Annotated in this window: 21 protein-coding genes and 1 pseudogene; 16 read left to right on the forward strand and 6 right to left on the reverse strand. The window is 63.5% G+C overall.

What is annotated here, in order from left to right:
- The first annotated feature begins 11 nt into the window (after positions 1-11).
- Positions 12-923: an alpha/beta fold hydrolase gene (locus tag ACO07W_RS16300; RefSeq protein ID WP_421844750.1), complete on the forward strand. Its 912-nt coding sequence runs from the start codon at positions 12-14 to the stop codon at positions 921-923.
- Between the two features lie 108 nt (positions 924-1,031).
- Positions 1,032-2,462 carry an acyl-CoA synthetase gene (locus ACO07W_RS16305; protein WP_421844752.1) on the forward strand — a complete coding sequence of 477 codons (1,431 nt, stop codon included), beginning with the start codon at positions 1,032-1,034 and terminating at the stop codon, positions 2,460-2,462.
- A gap of 131 nt (positions 2,463-2,593) precedes the next feature.
- On the opposite strand, the gene ACO07W_RS16310 is transcribed toward ACO07W_RS16305, so the two are convergent.
- Positions 2,594-2,818 (reverse strand): hypothetical protein, encoded by a 225-nt coding sequence (locus ACO07W_RS16310; RefSeq protein WP_421844754.1) that lies wholly within the window; start codon positions 2,816-2,818, stop codon positions 2,594-2,596.
- 165 nt (positions 2,819-2,983) lie between these two features.
- Here ACO07W_RS16310 and ACO07W_RS16315 point away from each other — a divergent pair, with 165 nt between their 5' ends.
- Entirely contained in the window at positions 2,984-3,484 is a 501-nt protein-coding gene (locus ACO07W_RS16315; RefSeq protein ID WP_421844756.1) for a MarR family winged helix-turn-helix transcriptional regulator, read from the forward strand.
- A 16-nt stretch (positions 3,485-3,500) separates the two neighbouring features.
- Here the strand turns inward: ACO07W_RS16315 and dapD are convergent, their stop codons facing one another.
- Positions 3,501-4,454 (reverse strand): 2,3,4,5-tetrahydropyridine-2,6-dicarboxylate N-succinyltransferase, encoded by a 954-nt coding sequence (gene dapD / locus ACO07W_RS16320; RefSeq protein ID WP_421844758.1) that lies wholly within the window; start codon positions 4,452-4,454, stop codon positions 3,501-3,503.
- Positions 4,455-4,516: 62 nt separating this feature from the next.
- On the opposite strand from dapD, the gene dapE reads away from it, so the two are divergent.
- The 8 genes from dapE to ACO07W_RS16360 all read left to right on the forward strand — a co-directional run bounded on the left by dapE (position 4,517) and on the right by ACO07W_RS16360 (position 11,633).
- Positions 4,517-5,581 (forward strand): succinyl-diaminopimelate desuccinylase, encoded by a 1,065-nt coding sequence (gene dapE, locus ACO07W_RS16325; RefSeq protein WP_421844760.1) that lies wholly within the window; start codon positions 4,517-4,519, stop codon positions 5,579-5,581.
- Positions 5,582-5,712: 131 nt separating this feature from the next.
- Complete coding sequence (locus ACO07W_RS16330; protein WP_421844762.1) at positions 5,713-6,282, forward strand: TIGR00730 family Rossman fold protein; 570 nt, start codon at positions 5,713-5,715, stop codon at positions 6,280-6,282.
- Between the two features lie 211 nt (positions 6,283-6,493).
- Positions 6,494-8,284, forward strand: a complete 1,791-nt coding sequence (fadD6, locus tag ACO07W_RS16335; RefSeq protein ID WP_421844764.1) for a long-chain-acyl-CoA synthetase FadD6 — start codon at positions 6,494-6,496, stop codon at positions 8,282-8,284.
- 128 nt (positions 8,285-8,412) lie between these two features.
- Positions 8,413-9,237, forward strand: a complete 825-nt coding sequence (gene folP / locus ACO07W_RS16340; protein ID WP_421844766.1) for a dihydropteroate synthase — start codon at positions 8,413-8,415, stop codon at positions 9,235-9,237.
- Positions 9,234-10,232 carry a glucosyl-3-phosphoglycerate synthase gene (locus ACO07W_RS16345; protein WP_421844768.1) on the forward strand — a complete coding sequence of 333 codons (999 nt, stop codon included), beginning with the start codon at positions 9,234-9,236 and terminating at the stop codon, positions 10,230-10,232. The genes folP and ACO07W_RS16345 overlap by 4 nt, the downstream gene beginning before the upstream one ends.
- A 59-nt stretch (positions 10,233-10,291) precedes the next feature.
- Positions 10,292-10,678 carry a DivIVA domain-containing protein gene (locus tag ACO07W_RS16350; protein ID WP_421844772.1) on the forward strand — a complete coding sequence of 129 codons (387 nt, stop codon included), beginning with the start codon at positions 10,292-10,294 and terminating at the stop codon, positions 10,676-10,678.
- Between the two features lie 5 nt (positions 10,679-10,683).
- Positions 10,684-11,262 carry a DNA-3-methyladenine glycosylase I gene (locus ACO07W_RS16355; protein WP_421846049.1) on the forward strand — a complete coding sequence of 193 codons (579 nt, stop codon included), beginning with the start codon at positions 10,684-10,686 and terminating at the stop codon, positions 11,260-11,262.
- A gap of 203 nt (positions 11,263-11,465) precedes the next feature.
- Positions 11,466-11,633, forward strand: a complete 168-nt coding sequence (locus tag ACO07W_RS16360) for a DUF3117 domain-containing protein (protein ID WP_003885506.1) — start codon at positions 11,466-11,468, stop codon at positions 11,631-11,633.
- A 46-nt stretch (positions 11,634-11,679) separates the two neighbouring features.
- Here the strand turns inward: ACO07W_RS16360 and glgA are convergent, their stop codons facing one another.
- The gene (gene glgA, locus ACO07W_RS16365) at positions 11,680-12,843 is read right to left on the reverse strand and encodes a glycogen synthase (protein WP_421844774.1); all 1,164 of its coding nucleotides are present in this window, start codon (positions 12,841-12,843) and stop codon (positions 11,680-11,682) included.
- Between the two features lie 168 nt (positions 12,844-13,011).
- Between glgA and glgC the strand changes: the two genes are divergently transcribed.
- Positions 13,012-14,226, forward strand: a complete 1,215-nt coding sequence (glgC, locus tag ACO07W_RS16370) for a glucose-1-phosphate adenylyltransferase (RefSeq protein ID WP_421844776.1) — start codon at positions 13,012-13,014, stop codon at positions 14,224-14,226.
- Between the two features lie 300 nt (positions 14,227-14,526).
- Here the strand turns inward: glgC and ACO07W_RS16375 are convergent.
- Together ACO07W_RS16375 and ACO07W_RS16380 are read right to left on the reverse strand one after the other, a co-directional pair.
- Positions 14,527-14,894: pseudogene (locus ACO07W_RS16375) on the reverse strand (ATP-binding cassette domain-containing protein); the annotation flags it as partial.
- A 320-nt stretch (positions 14,895-15,214) separates the two neighbouring features.
- Positions 15,215-15,880, reverse strand: coding sequence for an O-methyltransferase (locus tag ACO07W_RS16380; RefSeq protein WP_421844778.1), 666 nt, complete (start codon positions 15,878-15,880; stop codon positions 15,215-15,217).
- Between the two features lie 223 nt (positions 15,881-16,103).
- On the opposite strand from ACO07W_RS16380, the gene sigE reads away from it, so the two are divergent.
- From sigE to tatB, 4 genes are all read left to right on the forward strand, one after another.
- Entirely contained in the window at positions 16,104-16,874 is a 771-nt protein-coding gene (gene sigE / locus ACO07W_RS16385) for an RNA polymerase sigma factor SigE (protein ID WP_421844780.1), read from the forward strand.
- A 162-nt stretch (positions 16,875-17,036) separates the two neighbouring features.
- Positions 17,037-17,438 (forward strand): anti-sigma E factor RseA, encoded by a 402-nt coding sequence (rseA, locus tag ACO07W_RS16390; RefSeq protein WP_421844782.1) that lies wholly within the window; start codon positions 17,037-17,039, stop codon positions 17,436-17,438.
- 171 nt (positions 17,439-17,609) lie between these two features.
- A complete protein-coding gene (locus ACO07W_RS16395; protein ID WP_421844784.1) occupies positions 17,610-19,136 on the forward strand; it encodes a S1C family serine protease in 1,527 nt (508 codons plus the stop codon).
- Complete coding sequence (tatB, locus tag ACO07W_RS16400; protein ID WP_421844786.1) at positions 19,137-19,547, forward strand: Sec-independent protein translocase protein TatB; 411 nt, start codon at positions 19,137-19,139, stop codon at positions 19,545-19,547.
- A 24-nt stretch (positions 19,548-19,571) separates the two neighbouring features.
- Here the strand turns inward: tatB and ACO07W_RS16405 are convergent, their stop codons facing one another.
- Positions 19,572-20,726 (reverse strand): Mrp/NBP35 family ATP-binding protein, encoded by a 1,155-nt coding sequence (locus tag ACO07W_RS16405; protein WP_421844788.1) that lies wholly within the window; start codon positions 20,724-20,726, stop codon positions 19,572-19,574.
- Positions 20,727-20,759: the final 33 nt, after the last annotated feature.

Below are 20,759 nucleotides of genomic sequence, written 5' to 3' on the forward strand. Positions count from 1 at the left end.
AGCTCTCGGTCATGGTCGTTGCTATTGCCCGCCCGAAGCTCGAAGGAAACATCGCAGTTGGCGGAGACCGACAGATCGGCTTCGCGGAATTCGGTGCTCCGCAGGGACGTGCGGTTTTCTGGCTGCATGGGACGCCGGGGGCGCGTCGGCAGATTCCGACGGAGGCCCGGGTCTATGCCGAGCACAACAACATCCGCCTGATCGGTGTCGACCGGCCGGGCATCGGCTCGTCGACACCGCATCAGTACGAGACGATCTCATCGTTCGCCGACGACCTGCGGACCATTGCAGACACGCTCGGAGTTCAGAAGATGGCCGTGGTTGGTCTTTCCGGGGGTGGGCCCTACACCCTTGCGTGTGCCGCGGGGTTGCCGGACCGGGTGGTAGTGGCCGGCGTGCTCGGTGGCGTCGCTCCAACTCGTGGTCCGGATGCGGTAAGCGGCGGTTTGATGAATCTTGGCCTGCGTCTTGCGCCGCTACTCAGGGCGGGTGGAAGTCCGCTGCGGCTCAGTGCCAGCCTGATGATCCGGGTGGCTCGCCCGGTAGCCTCTTCCGCGCTCGATGTCTATGGCCTGCTGTCGCCCCGAGCTGACCGACATCTGCTGGCGCGGCCGGAGTTCAAAGCCATGTTCCTTGATGATTTGCTCAACGGCAGTCGCAAGCAGCTGTCCGCGCCGTTCGCCGACGTTATCGCCTTTGCGCGCGACTGGGGGTTCCGCCTTCATGAGGTGAAAGTCCCCGTCCGCTGGTGGCACGGGGATCACGACCACATTATTCCGTTCTCGCACGGGGAGCATGTCGTTTCTCGGCTACCCGATGCCGAGCTGTTCCACTTGCCCGATGAAAGTCACCTCGGCGGGCTGGGCCGCGGTGAGGAGATTCTCGCCACGTTGATGAAGATCTGGGACGAGCAGGGGGTTTGACCATGCAGGTCGACCACGGTCGGGCAGCAGCGCGGCCCGAGCCGGGTAACCAGGCGCTTCGCCTGAGGCTGCTGCAGTTGCCCGCCGTCGCCGGGTAGCCTCGCTCGCGTGCTGCTGGAATCGCTTAATCCGACTGTCGCCAACGCGGCCGATATTGCTGACGCGGTGTCCATTGACGGTGTTGTGCTGAGTCGCAGCGATCTGGTCGGTGCGGCGACCTCAGTGGCCGAACGGGTCGCCGGGGCGTACCGGGTTGCGGTATTGGCTGCGCCGACGGCGTCGACCGTGCTGGCGATCACTGGCTGTCTGATCGCGGGAGTGCCGGTGGTGCCGGTGCCGGCTGACGTCGGGGTGGTGGAACGCCGACACATTCTGGCCGACTCCGGGGCGCAGGCTTGGCTCGGGCCAGCCCCCAGTGAGGACTCGGAAGGTGATGGGCTGCCGCGGATCCCTGTTCGTGTGCATGCCCGTTCGTGGCATCGATATCCGGAGCCGCCGCCCGAAGCCGCCGCGATGGTGCTGTACACGTCGGGTACCACGGGGCTGCCCAAGGGCGTCCAACTGAGCCGACGGGCGATTAGTGCCGATCTTGACGCGCTGGCGGACGCCTGGCAGTGGACTGCCAACGATGTTCTGGTCCATGGCTTGCCGCTGTACCACGTCCACGGACTGGTGCTGGGCTTACTGGGATCGTTGAGATTCGGAAATCGTTTTGTGCACACCGGAAAACCGACGCCGGCAGGTTACGCGCAGGCTGCCGCTGAACGTGGGGGAACACTGTTTTTCGGGGTTCCTACGGTGTGGTCGCGGCTTGCGGCCGACCAGCCGGCCGCCGAGGCGCTCAGACCGGCTCGGCTGTTGGTCTCGGGAAGTGCTGCACTGCCAGTCCCGGTGTTTGACCGGTTGGTGCAACGTTGTGGGCATCGGCCGGTCGAACGCTATGGCTCTACCGAATCGCTGATCACCTTGTCTACCAGGGCTCATGGAGAACGTCGTGCCGGCTGGGTCGGTATGCCGCTGGCGGGTGTGCAGACTCGGCTGATCGACGACGCTGGCGGTTTGGTTCCTACTGATGGGGAAACTGTTGGAAAGCTCCAGGTTCGAGGCCCGATGCTGTTCGATGGCTACCTGAATCTGCCGGAGGCGACCGCCCAGGCGGTTGACGCTGATGGCTGGTATCACACCGGCGATGTCGCGGTGGTCGACGCCGCTGGCATGCACCGCATCGTCGGACGTGAGTCGGTCGACCTGATCAAGTCCGGCGGATATCGTATCGGCGCGGGCGAAATTGAGACGGTTCTGCTCGGGCATCAGGATGTGACCGAAGCCGCAGTTGTCGGGTTGCCCGATGCGGACTTGGGTCAGCGGATTGTCGCCTACGTTGTTAGCTCATCAGCTGTTGGCGCAGACGACCTGATCGAGTTTGTCGCCCAACAGCTTTCGGTGCACAAGCGCCCGCGCGAGGTGCGACTCGTGGACGCATTGCCGCGCAATGCGATGGGCAAGATCCTCAAGAAGCAGTTGATTTCCGAGGGCTGAGGGCGGTCTGAGCCGATTGGGGTCGGGCATAGGCCGTCATGCGAGAAGTGAGTGCCCGGTGGAGTGTCGGGTGGCACTCCACCGGCTGCCCCCTGGCGGGGGCAGCCGGTGGTCCCCAGCAACAGGAATCACTACGGGATGTGTGCCCATGCGGGGTGTGCCGCTGACCGGACCGGGAAAGTGAGGTCAGCGGAGTCGCGGCACGCCGGGTGCATCGTCGGCGAGACCGCGCGCTGGGGAGGTGCGATCGGGTTGCCCGGGGTTGCGGTGGCTATCACAGGTCCCGCAATTGTTCCCGCGAGCGATAACCCGACTGCGCAGAGAGCACCTACCGACAGCAAGCGAGTTTTCGGCATTTCAGACTCCTTTCCGCTGGGCGGCCTTGCCCTGAACAAAGCCAGGCCCTCAACAAGGCCAGTAGTCCGGATATCCGGTTGCTTCGGTGCCGTGCCGAGATGCTCCAATTGTCATATTAGGTTGACAATTGAAGACGCTACGTGAGGTCTCCTATGATGTCAACCATGGTTGTCGAGTCTGGTTTCCGGTCGCCCCAGACGCAACTTGGGCTGACATTGCGAGTGGCCTGGTGGAGTTATGTCCGTCGGCTCGATATCGACATGGAAGCGGCGGGTTACCCGGAACGGCGCTTTGCGATGAACTACGTCTTCGCGCTGTATGCCCAACCGGAGCCGATCACGATTTCGGAGATGGGTCGACAGTTCGACGTCAGTCGACAGGCGGCGAGCAAGATTGTCGCGGAGCTGCGGCAGCGCGGCTATGTCGAAGTCACTGCGTCGACTAGCGACCAGCGCGAAAAAATAGTCGAGCTCACCCCGAAGGCGATCGAACACGTGACGGCCCGCCTGCGTGCGGCGGCTGCGCTCGATTCTGAGATTCGCGAGCGGGTCGGCGACGCCGGCCTCGGCGATCTATACCGCGCGCTTGAGGCAGTCGGCGAAGTTGCCAGGGGAAAAGCGGATTTCGATCCCGCGAACCGGTTCCGTGCACCCAGTATCTGGTAACCCGTCGTAGCGGCGGTCAGTTGGCGTGCAAATCCTCGTTGAGTTCGATACCGCGCAGCTCGCGGGTCACCACCTCGACGGCGCCGGTCAATGAATTGCGGCGGAATAGCAAATTGTTGGTGCCGGAGAGGTCACGTGCTTTGACCGGGGTGCCGTCCGGGGTGGCGACCTTGGTGCCGGCGGTGACGTAGAGCCCGGCTTCCACCACACAGTCGTCGCCCAGTGAGATGCCCAGCCCAGAGTTCGCGCCGAGTAGGCAGCGCTTACCGATCGAAATGACTTGCGTGCCGCCGCCGGACAGTGTGCCCATGATCGAGGCGCCGCCGCCGATGTCCGATCCATCGTCCACGACCACACCCGCTGAGATGCGGCCTTCTACCATTGAGGCTCCCAGGGTGCCGGCGTTGTAGTTAACAAAGCCCTCGTGCATCACGGTGGTGCCTGGCGCCAGGTGGGCGCCGAGCCGTACCCGGTCGGCATCAGCGATGCGCACCCCGGAAGGCATGACGTAGTCGACCATCCGGGGGAACTTGTCGACTCCGTACACCGTCACCGGCCCGCGGCGGCGCAGCCGCGCCCGAACCGCCTCGAACCCCCCGACCGCGCATGGGCCGTGATTGGTCCACACCACGTTCGTCAATACCCCGAACAGGCCGCCGGCGTTAAGCCCGTGTGGCCTGACCAGGCGGTGCGAGAGCAGATGTAACCGCAGGTAGGCGTCGTAGGTGTCGGCTGCTGCATCGTCGAGCGACTCGATGACGGTACGGATCGCGACGGTCTCGGTGCCGCGATCTTCATCGGGGCCGACCAGTGCGGCCAGCTCGGCGGGCACCTCAGGAGACGTCAGGTGCGACGTACCGCCGGCGGCCGATTCGGCTAGTTCCGGCGCGGGATACCAGGTGTCGAGGACAGATCCGTCGGACGCGAGGGTCGCCAGGCCGATGCCCGCAGCTCCAGTCACGGTCGACACGGTACTTCCCCGGCTGAACGGACCCGCAGGCGCCTGCGAGGAACGCCCACTACGCTGAGATTGTGCTGGACTTGCGCGGGGATCCGATTGAGCTGACCGCGGCCCTGGTCGACATTCCAAGCGAATCGAGAAACGAAGCGCGTATCGCCGACGAGGTTGAGGCCGCGCTGCGCGGACAAACTTCCGGTTTCGAGATCATTCGCAACGGCAACGCGGTGCTGGCTCGTAGCCGGCTGGGCCGGCCGACGCGAGTGCTGTTGGCCGGACATCTGGACACCGTGCCGGCGGCCGGAAATGTGCCGAGCCGCCGGGAACAGGACATGCTGCACGGGTGCGGAACCGCAGATATGAAATCCGGTGACGCGGTCTTTCTTCATCTGGCGGCCACCGTAACTGAACCGGCGCACGACCTAACGCTGGTGTTCTACGACTGCGAGGAAATCGATTCGGCAGCAAATGGTTTGGGTCGGATCGAACGAGAGTTGCCCGACTGGTTGAATGCAGACTTGGCTATCCTTGGCGAGCCAACAGCCGGCCTCGTTGAGGCCGGCTGCCAGGGAACGCTGCGCGTCGTGGTCAGTGCGGCTGGAACTCGCGCGCACTCGGCGCGCTCTTGGCTAGGCGACAATGCAATCCACAAATTGGGCGCGGTGCTGGATCGGTTGGCCGGTTATTCGGCACGCAGCGTGGACATCGATGGGTGTACGTACCGTGAGGGCTTGTCGGCGGTGCGGGTCGACGGTGGTGTGGCCGGAAATGTGATTCCCGACAGGGCCGCGCTAACGGTGAACTATCGTTTTGCGCCCGACCGGTCTTTGGCGGCCGCGCTGCAACACGTGCGCGAGGTGTTCGACGGCCTCGATGTAGAGATCGAACAGACTGATGCAGCTGCGGGCGCCTTGCCGGGCTTGTCCGAGCCCGCAGCTAAGGCGCTGGTCGAGGCGGCGGGCGGCAAAGTCCGCGCGAAATACGGTTGGACCGATGTATCCCGCTTCGCGGCGCTGGGGATACCGGCGGTTAACTACGGTCCCGGCGATCCCAACCTGGCGCACCGGCGTGACGAACGGGTGCCCGTCGGTCAGATCGCTGAAGCTGTAGACATGCTGGGTCGGTATCTGAGCGGTTAATGCCCGCCAGAATCGGCCGTGTGGGCTAGATCGCCCAGGCGTCGCCTGGCTCCTACTGCGCGGCCGCGCGAGCTGCAAGCTGATGGGCCCAATGAGCGTGACGCCGGTGCGGTTGGTTTACCTTTCCGTGTATGTCCTCGACACCTGATGCGGCCAGCCAGTGGGCGGTGGCTGTCTATTGCGCCGCCGGACCGACTCACCCAGAGTTGCTGAGGTTGGCAGCTGACCTTGGCGCGGCTATCGCTAGGCGGGGCTGGACTTTGGTATGGGGCGGTGGACACGTTTCGGCGATGGGTGCGGTCGCGTCGGCGGCGCGGGCCCGCGGCGGCTGGACCGTCGGCGTGATTCCCAAATTGATGGAGCGCCGTGAGCTGGCCGACCGTGATGCCAGTGAGCTGATCGTCACTGACACATTGCGTGAGCGCAAGCACGTCATGGAAGAGCGGGCCAAAGCGTTCATTGCGCTGCCCGGTGGTGTTGGAACGTTGGACGAAATACTCGACGCGTGGACTACCGGCTATCTCGGTATGCATGACAAACCGGTGGTCATTCTCGATCCGGACGGGCATTACGACGGATTGTGGACCTGGCTGCGTGGGTTGGTGAACTCCGGTTATGTATCGCCGATGGCTATGCAGCGCCTGATCGTGGTGCACGAGGTAGCTGCGGCGCTCGACGCGTGTGCACCTGCAGCCGCTTGATGTCGGCCGACACGGGTAGGGCCACCGTGTCCAGTGGCGCCGTGCCAAGAGCGCGTCGCCTACTTCTGCAACCCGGGATGGTCCAGCGTCATCGCTAGGTTCAAGTTAGTACTGTCACCACAGAGAGACGCGATGGCTCTTCGTCTTCGGATCGACATGCCGCCGCCACAGGGTATGTACTGCACAGTTGCAATGCGAATCGAGGGATCAATTGTCTGACAAGGTCGGCGGAGCGCGCACCGCTGTCAAGTTCACCCATGTCGCAGCACGAGTCCCAGGTGTGCTGGCAGATACGCCGTCAATTTTGCGTGGGGCGATGACGGGGTTGCTGCCTCGTCCGAACTCCAAGGCGTCGATCGGCAAGGTGTTCGCCGACCGGGCCGCGCGTTACGCCGACCGTATTTTCTTGAGGTTCGGTGATCAGCAGCTCAGCTATCGCGAAGCCAACGCCATCGCAAACCAGTACGCCGGGGTGTTGGCGGCTCGGGGTGTCGGCCCCGGTGATGTCGTGGGCATCATGCTGCGGAATTCGCCCAACACGGTGTTGGCGATGTTGGCCGTGGTCAAGTGCGGCGCTATTGCCGGCATGCTCAACTACCACCAGCGCGGCGACGTGCTGAAGCATAGTCTTGGCCTGCTGGACGCCAAGGTGCTGATCGCGGAGTCGGACTTGGTTAGCGCCGTCAGCGAGTGTGGCGCCTCGGCCGGCGCGGTACTGACCATCGAGGATCTGGAGCGAAGCGCCGTGACAGCGCCCGCCAACAACCCGGCCTCAGCATCGGCGGTGCACGCCAAAGACACCGCGTTCTACATCTTCACCTCGGGAACAACCGGATACCCCAAGGCCAGCGTGATGACGCATCAACGGTGGCTACGGGCGTTGGCTGTGTTCGGCGGACTGGGGCTACGACTGAAGGGCTCTGACACGCTTTACAGTTGTTTGCCGCTCTACCACAACAACGCACTGACGGTCGCGTTGTCGTCGGTGATCAATTCCGGGGCGACGTTGGCGCTGGGCAAGTCGTTTTCGGCGTCGCGATTCTGGGACGAGGTGATCGCCAGCCGGGCCACTGCGTTCATCTATATCGGCGAGATCTGTCGATATCTGCTCAACCAGCCGCCAAAACCGACCGACCGCGCGCATAGAGTTCGAGTGATCTGCGGCAATGGGCTGCGTCCGGAAATCTGGACCGATTTCACCACGCGGTTCGGAATCGACCGGGTGTGCGAGTTCTACGCATCCAGCGAAGGCACTTCTGCGTATATCAACATCTTCAATATGCCTGGAACTACTGGTATCTCGCCCATGCCACTGGCCTACGTGAAGTACGACCCGGACACGGGTGCACCGCGACGCGATGGCAGCGGGCGGGTGCGCCGGGTGCCCGCGGGCCAGCCCGGCTTGTTGCTTAGCCCGGTCAATAGACTGCAGCCGTTCGACGGCTACACTGACTCGGCGGCTAGCGAAAAAAAGTTGGTGCGCAACGCTTTTCGTGACGGTGACTGTTGGTTCAACACTGGCGATGTGATGAGCCCGCAGGGCATGGGCCACGCCGCGTTCATCGACCGGTTGGGCGACACCTTCCGCTGGAAGGGCGAAAACGTTGCTACCACGCAGGTGGAAGCGGCGCTGGCCACAGAGCCGGCTGTTGAAGAGTGCACGGTCTACGGCGTGGAGATTCCGCGGACCGGCGGGCGCGCTGGGATGGCTGCAGTCAAGCTGCGTGAGGGCGCCGATTTTGATGGCCTGGCGCTGGCCCGCGCGGTATATGGTCAACTGCCCGGTTACGCATTGCCGCTCTTTGTGCGTTTGGTGACGGCGCTTGAGCACACCACGACGTTCAAGAGCCGCAAGGTGGAACTGCGCGAGCAAGGCTATGGCCCGTATGACCCCGGCGTGGCGGACCCGCTCTATGTGTTGGCCGGTCGCGCCGAAGGCTACGTGCCGTACTACGCGGAGTACCCAGATGAAGTAGCGGCCGGTCAGCGGCCACGGGGATAGCCGGCGGCTATGTGCTATCCCGGCTAAATCTGCATCCCGAGGTCAGATGTTTCTCGGCGAATAGGCACTATGGGTGTGTGCAGTCAACGCTGTGCGGCCGTCCGGTCGCTGGGGATCGTCCGCTGATCATGGCGATCGTGAACCGCACCCCGGATTCGTTTTACGACAAGGGCGCGACCTTTGGCGACGAGGCTGCCAGGGCCGCCGTTCACCGGGCAGTCGCCGACGGTGCCGATGTCATCGACGTTGGCGGCGTCAAAGCGGGGCCGGGCAGCAACGTCGACCCGGACACCGAAATCGCGCGGCTCGTTCCGTTTATCGAATGGGTTCGGAGCGCCTACCCAGACCAGTTGATCAGCGTCGATACCTGGCGTTCTGAGGTGGCCAGGCTCAGTTGCGCGGCGGGCGCTGACCTGATCAACGACTCGTGGGGCGGCGTCGACCAAGCCATGCCCGAGGTGGCTGCAGAGTTCGGTGTGGGCCTGGTGTGTGCGCATACCGGTGGCGCATTGCCTCGCACGCGTCCCTTCCGGGTGAGCTACGGTACGACTACCCGCGGCGTGGTCGACGATGTGATTCGCCAGGTCACAGGTGCGGCCGAGCGGGCGGTGGCGGCCGGAGTGGCCCGCGACCGAGTGCTGATCGACCCGACCCACGATTTCGGCAAGAACACCTTCCACGGGCTGCTTCTGCTGCGACACGTGGCCGATCTTGTTATCACCGGGTGGCCTGTGCTCATGTCTTTGAGTAACAAGGACTTCGTCGGGGAGACTCTGGGGGTGGACTTGACCGAGCGGCTCGAGGGAACGCTGGCGGCTACCGCCCTGGCGGCGGCCGCCGGAGCACGCATATTTCGGGTGCACCAGGTTGCGGCTACGCGGCGGGTGCTCGAGATGGTGGCGTCGATCCAGGGGACGCGTCCTCCGACGCGCACGGTGAGAGGACTCGCATGACGGCATCGGAGCTGGTCGCCGGCGACCTGACCAGCGATGGAGTTCTCGCGGCATTGCCAGGGGACATCTGGCTGCCGGATCGCAGCGAAAGTCGTCCCCGTTGGACGATCGACGAGTTGGTAGCGGCGAAGTCTGGGCGGACGGTATCGGTGGTGCTTCCGGCGCTCAACGAGGAACAAACTATCGAGACGGTGATCGACAGTATCTCGCCGCTGGTCCAGGATGGCGCGGGCCTGGTCGATGAACTGATCGTGCTGGACTCAGGCTCCACCGATGACACCGAGATTCGGGCCATCGCTGCCGGGGCCCGCGTCGTGAGCCGTGAGCAGGCATTGCCGGAGGTTCCGACGCGTCCCGGCAAAGGTGAGGCGTTGTGGCGTTCGCTGGCGGCCACGAGCGGCGACATCGTGGTGTTTGTCGACTCTGATCTGATTAACCCACACCCGATGTTCGTGCCCTGGCTGGTCGGTCCGCTGCTTACCGGCGAGGGCCTGCACTTGGTGAAGAGTTTTTACCGACGGCCACTCAATGTCGGCGATGTGGGCGGCAGTGCGGGCCAGACTGGCGGCGGTCGTGTCACTGAGCTGGTGGCGCGGCCGCTCTTGGCGGCGTTGCGCCCGGAGCTGGGGTGCGTGCTGCAGCCGCTGGGCGGCGAATACGCGGCCACCCGAGAACTTCTCACCGCATTGCCGTTCGCCCCAGGCTACGGCGTAGAGATCGGACTGCTTGTTGACACCTTCGACCGGCTGGGCCTCGATGCGATCGCGCAGGTCAACCTTGGCGTGCGGGCACACCGCAACCGCCCGCTGGCCGAGCTGGGGGCAATGAGCCGGCAGGTTATCGCGACCCTGTTGTCTCGGTGTGGGATCCCCGACTCCGGGGTTGGCTTGACTCAGTTCTTTGCCGCTGGCGCAGACGGTGTTGGCTACACCCAGCACACCTGGCCGGTGTCGCTGGCTGACCGGCCGCCGATGAAGGTGCTCAGGCCACATTGAGGTGGGCTGATCGCCGAGCCGTGAGCACCGTGGTGATTGGTTAGGGCAATATCGATCCCATGGCTTTGGTGTTGTTGTATCTGGTCGTGCTCGTCTTGGCGGCGATTGTGTTGTTTAGTATCGCAAGCCTGCTGTTCGGGCGCGGCGAGCGGCTGCCGCCGCTGCCGCGGGCCACGACGGCGACGGCGCTGCCCACCTCCGGGGTTACCGGCGCCGACGTCGACGCGGTCAAGTTCACCCAGGTGGTGCGCGGATACAAGACCAGCGAGGTCGACTGGGTCCTAGATCGGCTTGGTCGCGAGCTTGAGGTGCTACGCGGGCGGCTGGAGGCTATCCAGGCCCCGTCGGTTGTGGGCATCCAGACCAAGGTGGACAGCCTCGAAGTTGCGAACCATCCGGATGCAACGGTGGGCGCCGATGTTGAGGCCCTTCGGGAATCGCAGTGAGCGGCTTGAGCGATCCGAGCTTGGTTCGCTGTGGTTGGTCGGTAATTCGCCCGGGACCAGATGCCGAGCTATATCGCTCGTATCATGACCACGAGTGGGGTCGCCCGTTGCGGGGGCGAGTCGCTTTGTTTGAGCGGTTGAGTCTAGAAGCGTTCCAGAGCGGCTTGTCGTGGTTGATCATCCTGCGCAAGCGCGACAATTTCCGCCGTGCTTTCGCTGGATTCGATATCGAGCAGGTTGCCGGCTTTACTGACGCCGACGTGCGGCGGCTTATGGCTGACGAGGGGATTGTTCGTAACCGGGCCAAGATAGAAGCCACAATCGTCAATGCGCGTGCCGCCGCTGACCTCGGATCGCCCGCAGACCTGTCGGAGCTACTGTGGTCGTTCGCGCCGACGCCGCGGCCCAGGCCGGCCACCGATTCCGAAATTGCTTCGGTCAGCCCGGAATCTAAGGCAATGGCTGGTGAATTGAAGCGGCGCGGATTCCGTTTCGTCGGACCAACCACCGCGTACGCCTTGATGCAGGCAACCGGAATGGTCGATGACCACATCCGTGACTGCTGGGTGCCTTGCGCCAGGTGACGAAGCGGGCCGTGAGCGGGCTGGCGCGGCGCGGCGAGGGCTAGGAAGCGGGTCTTGTGCACCTTTAGACGCCGATAGGGAACAATAGAGGGGTGAATCGGCAGTTCAATGTCGGGTATGGCTGTGGAATCCACAGGCGGGGCATGCTCGGCGCCGGCCAAGTCCGCGACGGCGGGCCAGCTCGAATCTGGAGGGAGCACTCGATGGCGGCGATGAAGCCCCGGACCGGTGACGGTCCGTTGGAAGCGACAAAGGAGGGGCGCGGCATCGTGATGCGGGTACCACTGGAGGGCGGCGGTCGACTGGTGGTCGAGCTGACGCCTGACGAAGCTGCTGCGCTTGGGGACGAACTCAAGGCTGTGACTAGCTGACAACAGCTGGAATCAGTGACGCCGGCCCAGCGGGTAATGGTCGGGGTTATCCACATACCTCCTGGTAGATGTCGAGCGTCTGTTCGGCGACGTTGGCCCAGGAGAATTCCTCAATGCAGCGCTGGCGTCCTGCTTGCCCGAAGCGTTCCGCTTTGCCGGGATCGGACACCAGCTCATTGACTGCTTCTGCCAATCCGGCCTGGTATCCGGCAGGATCGTTGTCGTCGTAGTGCACAAGTAAGCCGGTAACGCCATCGGCGATTACTTCGGGTATCCCGCCGACGTCGGAGGCCACCACTGCCGTGGCGCAGGCCATCGCCTCAAGATTTACGATGCCGAGCGGCTCGTACAACGACGGGCACACGAAAACATTTGCTGCCGACATTATTTCACGCAATGTTCCGATGGGAAGCGTATCCCGGATCCAGAACACGCCAGTGCGATTGCGGGCCAAATCGACTACCGCATTCTGCGCTTCTTCGGCGATTTCGCGGGTATCGGGGGCGCCAGCGCACAGCACCAACTGCACGTCCGGGTTGAATTGGTGCGCGGCTGCTAGCAGGTGGGCGACACCTTTTTGGCGGGTGAGCCGGCCGACAAACGCCACGATGGGCCGGTTTGGAGCGACTCCGAGTTCGCCGAGCTGGGACTTCGGCCGAACTGGCCCGGTCGGATACCACACATTGGCGTCGATCCCATTGCGGACGACGTGAATTCGGTTTGGGTTCACGGTGGGGTAGATGCGCAACATGTCGTCGCGCATGCTGGAGCTGACTGCGATGATGGCGTTTGCGGCCAGCACGGCAGTGTGCTCGACCCACGTCGACACCTGGTAGCCGCGGCCGAGTTGCTCGGCTTTCCACGGCCGTAGTGGCTCGAGTGAATGTGCTGTCAACACATGCGGGATGCCGTAGAGCAGCGCTGCTAGATGTCCTGCCAAGCTTGTATACCAAGTGTGCGAATGAACGACGTCGGCCGCCTTAGCCGCATTAGCCATCACCAAGTCCGACGACAATGTGGCTAATGCCGGGTTGGCGCGACGCAACCGAGGGTCCGGCTGATAGGCGAAAGCATCACTACGGGGTGCGCCCATGCAGTGCACGTCGACTGCGCACCGGTGACGCAACTGAGATACCAGTTCGGTGACGTGTACTCCGGCGCCGCCGTAGACCTCTGGTGGATACTCCCGCGTCATCATCGCCACCCGCATTCTCCGCACCGTAGTTCGGCGACGATTCGGGCTGTGCGTTGGCCCGGGGAGGAGCCGGACAATTGGGCCGAATACCGTGCTGGACGGTTCCTCAGAGCGACGGCCGCTTCGGGGGCGAACGGGGGGTTCCCTCTGGCAGCGTTTTGCGGTGGTCGATAGGTTTGACCCATGAGGGAATTGCCGCACGTGCTAGGCATAGTCTTGGCGGGCGGTGAGGGTAAGCGGCTGTACCCGCTGACTGCGGACCGAGCCAAACCAGCAGTCCCGTTTGGTGGCGCCTATCGGCTGATTGATTTCGTGCTTTCCAATCTGGTCAACGCCCGATACCTAAAAATCTGCGTTCTCACTCAGTACAAGTCGCATTCACTGGATCGCCACATTTCGCAGAACTGGCGCTTGTCCGGGCTGGCCGGCGAGTACATCACTCCAGTCCCGGCGCAGCAGCGTCTCGGCCCACGCTGGTACACGGGCTCTGCCGACGCGATCTATCAATCGTTGAATTTGATCTATGACGAAGATCCGGACTACATAGTGGTTTTCGGTGCGGACCACGTCTACCGCATGGATCCCGAACAGATGGTCCGATTCCACATCGACAGTGGTGCCGGTGCGACGGTGGCAGGCATCCGGGTTCCACGCGCGGAAGCGGGCGCATTCGGTTGTATTGACGCAGACGAATCCGGCCGGATACGCAGTTTTGTCGAGAAGCCGTTGGAGCCCCCGGGTACCCCTGATGACCCCGACGCGACGTATGTCTCGATGGGGAACTACATCTTTACGACAAAGGTGCTTATCGACACGATTCGTGCCGATGCTGATGATGACCACTCTGATCACGACATGGGCGGCGATATCATTCCACAGCTGGTGGCCGACGGCATGGCAGCCGTTTATGACTTTTCCGACAACGAAGTTCCCGGTGCCACCGACCGCGACCGCGCCTACTGGCGAGACGTCGGGACCCTGGATGCCTTTTATGATGCACACATGGACCTGGTTTCAGTCCATCCGGTGTTCAATCTGTACAACAAGCGCTGGCCGATCCGTGGCGAGTCGGAGAATTTGGCGCCGGCGAAGTTCGTCAACGGTGGCTCGGCTCAGGAGTCAATAGTCGGTGCCGGCAGCATCATTTCGGCGGCGTCGGTGCGCAACTCGGTGCTGTCCTCGAACGTGGTGGTCGACGACGGCGCGATCGTGGAGGGCAGTGTGATCATGCCGGGCGCCCGGGTTGGTCGCGGAGCGGTGGTACGTCACGCGATCCTCGACAAGAACGTCGTCGTTGGGCCGGGCGAAATGGTAGGTGTGGATATGGACAAGGATCGAGAGCGGTTTGCGATCAGTGCCGGGGGAGTGGTGGCAGTGGGCAAGGGCGTCTGGGTCTAGCTCGTCAGGCAGGCGCCGGGATTGCGCCCCGCGCGATGGTCTCCGTTGCGGAACGCTCGAACTCGTGGAGGTCCGAAAGGCGGTGTCTGATAACGGTGCTCGGTAGCACATATCGGATGGTCAAGTCGGTCCGTCGTGGGCCACAGCGCCAACGAGGACGTGTTACTAGCACCGCACATCTCGGTGTCGGGAACCGAGGGTGCTCGCGATAATTGGTCCTGCCTTGATGCCTAGCAGCCACAGCAGCGGCCCAATGCCGAAGTTGCGGAGGCGGGGAATGCGCGCGAACGGTTCGAGATTGAGTAGCTCCGCTCGACGTTTTCCGGTCGATCCAACGCCGCAAGCGGGCCAGCAAATCGATGGTTTCGCCGCCGGTCAGTGACGGCCAAAAGGTGACATCGTCTGGCACGTAGGCGATCTGACGATGTAGTTTGACAGCGTCCGACCACGGGTCGCCGCCTAATAACCGAGCGTTTCCGCTGTCGACCTTCGCCAACCCCAACAGAATGCGCAGAGGGTGTGGACTTGCCGGCCCCGTTCGGCCCAAGGAAGCCGTGCACTTCGCCTTTGCACACGGTTAGATCGAGGCCGTCCAGCGCTCGCACCGGACCGAAGTTTTTGATGAGATTCCGGATTTCGATGGGTGCCTGGCAGCTGTCAGCTGGCAGGGAAATCTCCTTGCCTCTCTTTGTCCCGGATATCCGAGAAGGCGCGGTACACGGCGTGATCGGTGAGAAGGCCTTCGGTGCAGAGCTCAGGGCGCGCACGTCCGCGGCGTCGGTGATGCCGGGCAACCCGACTCCGAGGCTTTGTTGACCGAACCGCCCGATGGCCGCATCGGTGATCTGGGTCGTCGCGGTCAAGTCGACCGAACGCATGCTCGGTGCGCTAAAACGCAGCTTCGCTGCGTGGTCACGTGGCGTTGTCTAGCCGATAGTCATCGTCCAACGGGGTGTTCGTCTAGGATTTCGCGGTAGCCAATCGCGAGCTAGTCTCTGACGGCTGTGAGCAGACCGTCACCCAACGGGACCAGCGCGGGAGTGAGGCGTTCGTCCTCGGCTATCAACCGTGCCGCCTCGCGCACGGCAGCCACTTCGGCATCGCGCGCTGCCGGATCGCCGGCCCGCCCGTTCAGTGCGGCCCGGTGCACCACGATGACCCCGCCGGATCGGAGCAGCCGCATGCCCTCGACCACGTAGTCCGGTTGATCGATCGGGTCGGCGTCAATGAACACCAGGTCGTAAGACTCGTCGGCGAGCCGCGTCAACACGTCCTGGGCGCGGCCGCTGATCAACCTGGTGCGTGACGGCCCGATGCCGGCTTCCGAGAACGCGTCTCTGGCGAACCGCAGATACTCGGGCTCGATATCAATCGTGGTCAAGACGCCGTCGTCGGTCATGCCGGACAACAGCCACAGCCCGCTGACGCCGGCTCCCGTACCGACCTCGGCCACTGCCTTGCCTCCGCTGAGCTTGGCCAGCACGCTCAGGAGCGCGCCGACTGCGGGTGTTATTGCTCCGACGCCGATATCCGCGGCTCGTTCGCGGGCGCTCGCAAGGATCGCGTCTTCGGAAATCGATCGTTCCGCATGTGCGGAGAGCGAATCGGCCCGGCTGCTGGCGGGTTGGCCGGGGGAGTTCTCGGTGCTGGCCATGCCCGCAGCGTATTCCAATTCGCAGTACGTTATGGCAGGCGCGCCCGATCCTGGTTGCCGAGACTGGCGGGTGGGCCCTGCGCGACACGCCCGGGACGGGTGGTGTCGGGGCCATCTTTCGGCGGCCGATAGGCGCTGGACACGGCCGATTCGCAGACGGTTTCTCAGCTAAAGCTCAGTTTGCTCATATACCGCCCATACGCAGGTAAGCGACGGTATGTCTATGGAACGCGGTGAATGTTGGGCGGGGAATAAACAACGGCAAGTTCGCGTTGCCGGCGGTGAAGACCTGCCAACACTTGATGGCAGGGCGAAACCGGAGGATTTGATTATTAGCACACTGAGTCCGACCACGATGTCTCATCCCCAAGAGTGCCGCGACGGCGAGTGGACCGAAGCGTCCGACGCGTTGCAAGGCACCGCGGTGTTTGACGCGACCGGTGACAAGGCAACGATGCCGTCGTGGGATGAGTTGGTTCGTCAGCACGCCGACCGGGTGTACCGGCTGGCCTATCGGCTCGCCGGCAACCAGCACGACGCCGAGGACCTCACCCAGGAGACTTTCATCAGGGTTTTCCGGTCGGTGCAGAACTACCAGCCCGGTACTTTCGAGGGTTGGTTGCACCGCATTACGACAAACTTGTTCCTCGACATGGTTCGCCGGCGGGCCCGCATTCGGATGGAAGCTTTGCCCGAGGACTACGATCGAGTACCCGCCGACGAGCCCACGCCCGAGCAGATTTACCACGACTCACGGCTTGGCCCCAACCTGCAGGCTGCCCTGGATTCGTTGCCGCCTGAGTTCCGTGCCGCGGTTGTGTTGTGTGATATCGAAGGTTTGTCCTACGAGGAGATCGGCGCCACGTTGGGCGTGAAGTTGGGCACCGTGCGAAGCCGGATCCACCGCGGTCGCCAGGCGCTACGAGACCACCTGGCCGCGCACCCAGAACCCAGCAACAGTCCTGAAATGCTGCACCCTCAAGCGGCCAGCTGAGTATCCACCGCGGGTCTGCGAGACTGAACCACCGGATTGGTCACGGGGTGGTTGCGAATTACTCCTAAGTCCAGGGGTGTTATCGGCTGGTGATGGTTATCGGGTGGCGAACCGCGCTACATTCGAGATATCGGTGATGTCGACGCTGGAGGAGAGGAGCTGATGATGGCCGACCGCGGACGTGTGTTCCGCCGGGCGTTCTCCTGGCTGCCTGCTCAGTTCGCTTCCCAGAGTGATGCGCCGGTGGGGGCGCCGCGGCGATTCGGCTCTACTGAGCATCTGTCCATTGAGGCCATAGCTGCGTTCGTCGACGGAGAGCTGCGGATGAATGCCCACTTGCGCGCCGCGCATCACCTTGCGCTTTGTAGTCAATGCGCGGCCGAAGTGGAGGACCAGAGCCGTGCACGTACCGCGCTCCGCGACTCGCACCCGATCAGAATTCCTAGTGATTTGCTGGGCTTGCTGTCTGACATTCCGCACTGCCCGCCCGACGACCAGGCGGCGTCAATATCGGACAGCTTTCTTGGCGGCGACAACGTTCGTGACCAGCGGAAGCGCCGCTAGTTTGAGAGCTGCCCATTCGCAGTGCGGCCCATTGTGGCGGTGGCGTGCGGCTCATGCCGACTGACCGAGATCCGTGGATACTAGGGTGGATATAGACAACGCCGTGAACGCGCGTCGTCGCACGGCTTACTGCCCTGTCTCGAGCGCCCAGAGGATTCGGAAGAGGATGAGGTGACCTCCGACCAAGGCAGTGACAATGGGCAAGATGGCGGCGCGAACGGTGCAGATCGCCTGGCGCCGCGCCCCATCTCCCGACCACCAGTCGACTCGGCGGCGCGCATTGCGTTCGGGCGTCCTTCCGGGGTCCAGGGATCCTTTGTGGCCGACCGGGTACGCCCGCAGAAGTATCGGGAACAGTCGGAGTTTAGACCCCACGACCAGCCGGCCGATCCAGTACTAGAGGAGGCATTCGGCCGTCCCTTCGATGGCGCCGATTCACTTCAGCGACACCCGATAGATTCCGGTGCGTTGGCTGCTGAGCAAGCTAATGGCCAGCCGGACGGACTGGACGACCCGTGGCGGGATCCCGGGGCTGCGGCCGCCTTGGGTAAGCCGGGGGTCGCCGGACCGGTGCCGCACAGCGTGCTCGGCCACAGCGGCAAGCTGGGCGTACGCGACGTGCTGTTTGGCGACAAGGTGTCCTATGTGGCTCTGGCCACCTTGGCCATCGTTGCGCTGATGATCGGCCTGGTTGGTGGTGTGATCGGGCGCAAAACCGCCGAAGTCGTCGAGGCCTTCACCACATCGAAGGTTACTTTGTCGACCAGTGGCAATGCCCAAGAGCCGGCCGGCCGATTCACCAAGGTCGCCGCAGCCGTGGCTGACTCGGTGGTGACTATCGAGTCGGTCAGTGATCAGGAGGGTATGCAGGGTTCCGGTGTCATCGTCGATGGCCGCGGCTACATAGTCACCAACAACCACGTGATTTCGGAGGCGGCGAACAACCCCAGCCAGTTCAAGACGACGGTGGTGTTCAATGATGGCAAGGAAGTGCCCGCTAATCTCGTAGGGCGCGACCCCAAGACCGACTTGGCCGTGCTCAAGGTGGACAACGTCGATAATCTCACCGTGGCCAGGTTCGGAGATTCCGACAAGGTGCGTGTTGGCGATGAGGTCCTGGCCGTCGGTGCGCCGCTGGGACTGCGCAGCACGGTAACCCAAGGGATCGTGAGCGCGTTGCACCGTCCTGTCCCGCTGTCGGGAGAGGGCTCCGATACCGACACCGTCATCGACGCTATCCAAACCGATGCCTCGATCAACCATGGCAATTCCGGTGGTGCGTTGATCGATATGGACTCCCAGGTGATCGGCATCAATACTGCCGGCAAGTCACTATCGGAGAGCGCAAGCGGGCTGGGCTTCGCTATCCCGGTCAATGAGGTGAAGATGGTTGCCCAAACACTGATCAAAGACGGAAAGATCGTGCACCCCACTATTGGCATCAGTACCCGCTCGGTCAGCAACGCGATCGCGTCGGGTGCGCAGGTGGCCAATGTCAAAGCCGGCAGCCCCGCGCAGAAGGCGGGAATCCTGGAAAACGATGTGATCGTCAAGGTCGGCGACCGCACAGTCGCCGACTCCGACGAGTTCGTCGTCGCCGTGCGGCAGCTGCCCATCGGCCAGGACGCCCCAATAGAGGTGGTCCGCGATGGCCGGCATGTGACGTTGACCGTGAATCCCGAACCCGATTCCAGCTAGGTGTTCGCCAACATCGGCTGGGGGGAAATGCTCGTACTTGTCGTAGTCGGGCTGGTGATCCTCGGCCCTGAGCGGCTTCCTGGCGCGATCCGTTGGGCGGCCAACGCATTGCGGCAGGCACGCGACTATCTCAGCGGCGTGACCAGCCAGTTGCGCGAGGATATCGGCCCCGAATTCGATGATCTGCGTGCTCCGCTGGGGGAGCTGCAGAAGCTGCGGGGTATGACCCCGCGCGCGGCACTCACCAAACATCTACTCGACGGTGACGACTCGCTCTTTACCGGGAACTTCGACCGACCTACCAACGGTGCTCCCTCGAAGCCGGCGGAGCCGCCTGGCGCGCACAGCCCGGCTGAACAGCGTGCCCCCGATGACGCTGCGCGCACTCCGTTCGACACTGACGCCACCTGAGCTGGCCAGGCCAGCCCGGGCCGGTCAGTCTCGTTTCGTGTCGAGTCCCAGCGACATTCCTGCCAGGCCGCGCCGCCGGGACGACATGGTGTCGGCGATGCTGAGCAATGCCTTACCTACCGCGGAATCGGGGGCGCTCAGCACAATGGGCTTGCCGGAATCACCGGCGGTCACGAGCGCGGGATCCAGCGGGATCTGTCCTAGCAGCGGCACGTCGGCGCCGACCGCGCGGGACAGCCTTTCGGCGACCTGTTGACCGCCGCCCTCGCCGAATAGCTGCAGCTTTGTACCGTCGGGCAGCGTGAGCCCGGACATATTTTCTACCACGCCGACAACGCGCTGCCGGGTCTGCAGCGCGATGCTGCCCGCACGCTCGGCCACTTCGGCAGCGGCCAGCTGTGGTGTGGTCACGACCAGGATTTCGGCGTTGGGGATAAGTTGCGCCACCGAGATTGCGATGTCACCCGTGCCAGGAGGCAGGTCTAGCAAGAGCACGTCCAAGTCGCCCCAGTAGACATCGGCCAGGAATTGTTGCAATGCCCGATGTAGCATCGGGCCACGCCACACCACCGGGGTGTTTTCCTGAGTGAACTGAGCGATCGAGATGACTTTCACCTCATGGGCGATAGGTGGCAGGATCATCGATTCAAGCTGGGTGGGTCGGTCGGCGGTGCCCATCATCCGCGGGATGGAGTGGCCGTGGATGTCGGCGTCCAGTACTCCCACTGCCAGGCCACGTGCCGCCAACGCCGCGGCCAGGTTGACTGTGACAGTGGACTTGCCGACCCCGCCCTTGCCGGAGGCGACAGCGTACACCCTGGTAAGCGAACTGGGCTGGGCGAACGGAATGACAGGTTCACGTTCGTCTCCGCGCAATTGCTTGCGTAGCTGGGTGCGCTGCTCGTCGCTCATCACGTCCAGGCTGACCCTTACCGTCCCCGTGCCTGGGACATCGGTAACGGCCTGGGTAACGCGCTCGCTGATTTCGGACTTTTTCGGACAGCTGGCGATGGTCAGGAAGATCTCGACGTGCACGCTGCGGTCGGGGCCGATTTCGACGCTTTTGACCATTCCCAGTTCGGTAATGGGGCGCCGGAGTTCCGGGTCGATTACTTTGGCCAGCGCGCTGCGGATCGCTGCGGCAAGGTCGTTCTGGTTGTCGTCATTGGTTCCGGACATCACCGCCGAGTGTAGGCGTTTGCCGTTTACTGC

This window comes from Mycobacterium sp. (assembly GCF_965230835.1).
Classification (GTDB): domain Bacteria; phylum Actinomycetota; class Actinomycetes; order Mycobacteriales; family Mycobacteriaceae; genus Mycobacterium.

Bases quoted from the DNA above. Each gene is read 5' to 3' on its own strand.
- ACO07W_RS16330 (WP_421844762.1), top strand. From the start codon at position 5,713: ATGTCCTCGACACCTGATGCGGCCAGCCAGTGGGCGGTGGCTGTCTAT.
- ACO07W_RS16350 (WP_421844772.1), top strand. From the start codon at position 10,292: ATGGCTTTGGTGTTGTTGTATCTGGTCGTGCTCGTCTTGGCGGCGATT.
- ACO07W_RS16300 (WP_421844750.1), top strand. From the start codon at position 12: ATGGTCGTTGCTATTGCCCGCCCGAAGCTCGAAGGAAACATCGCAGTT.
- sigE (WP_421844780.1), top strand. From the start codon at position 16,104: ATGGAACGCGGTGAATGTTGGGCGGGGAATAAACAACGGCAAGTTCGC.
- ACO07W_RS16405 (WP_421844788.1), bottom strand. From the start codon at position 20,726: ATGTCCGGAACCAATGACGACAACCAGAACGACCTTGCCGCAGCGATC.
- ACO07W_RS16380 (WP_421844778.1), bottom strand. From the start codon at position 15,880: ATGGCCAGCACCGAGAACTCCCCCGGCCAACCCGCCAGCAGCCGGGCC.
- ACO07W_RS16345 (WP_421844768.1), top strand. From the start codon at position 9,234: ATGACGGCATCGGAGCTGGTCGCCGGCGACCTGACCAGCGATGGAGTT.
- ACO07W_RS16360 (WP_003885506.1), top strand. From the start codon at position 11,466: ATGGCGGCGATGAAGCCCCGGACCGGTGACGGTCCGTTGGAAGCGACA.
- ACO07W_RS16310 (WP_421844754.1), bottom strand. From the start codon at position 2,818: ATGCCGAAAACTCGCTTGCTGTCGGTAGGTGCTCTCTGCGCAGTCGGG.
- ACO07W_RS16315 (WP_421844756.1), top strand. From the start codon at position 2,984: ATGGTTGTCGAGTCTGGTTTCCGGTCGCCCCAGACGCAACTTGGGCTG.
- folP (WP_421844766.1), top strand. From the start codon at position 8,413: ATGGCGATCGTGAACCGCACCCCGGATTCGTTTTACGACAAGGGCGCG.
- glgA (WP_421844774.1), bottom strand. From the start codon at position 12,843: ATGCGGGTGGCGATGATGACGCGGGAGTATCCACCAGAGGTCTACGGC.
- rseA (WP_421844782.1), top strand. From the start codon at position 17,037: ATGATGGCCGACCGCGGACGTGTGTTCCGCCGGGCGTTCTCCTGGCTG.
- glgC (WP_421844776.1), top strand. From the start codon at position 13,012: ATGAGGGAATTGCCGCACGTGCTAGGCATAGTCTTGGCGGGCGGTGAG.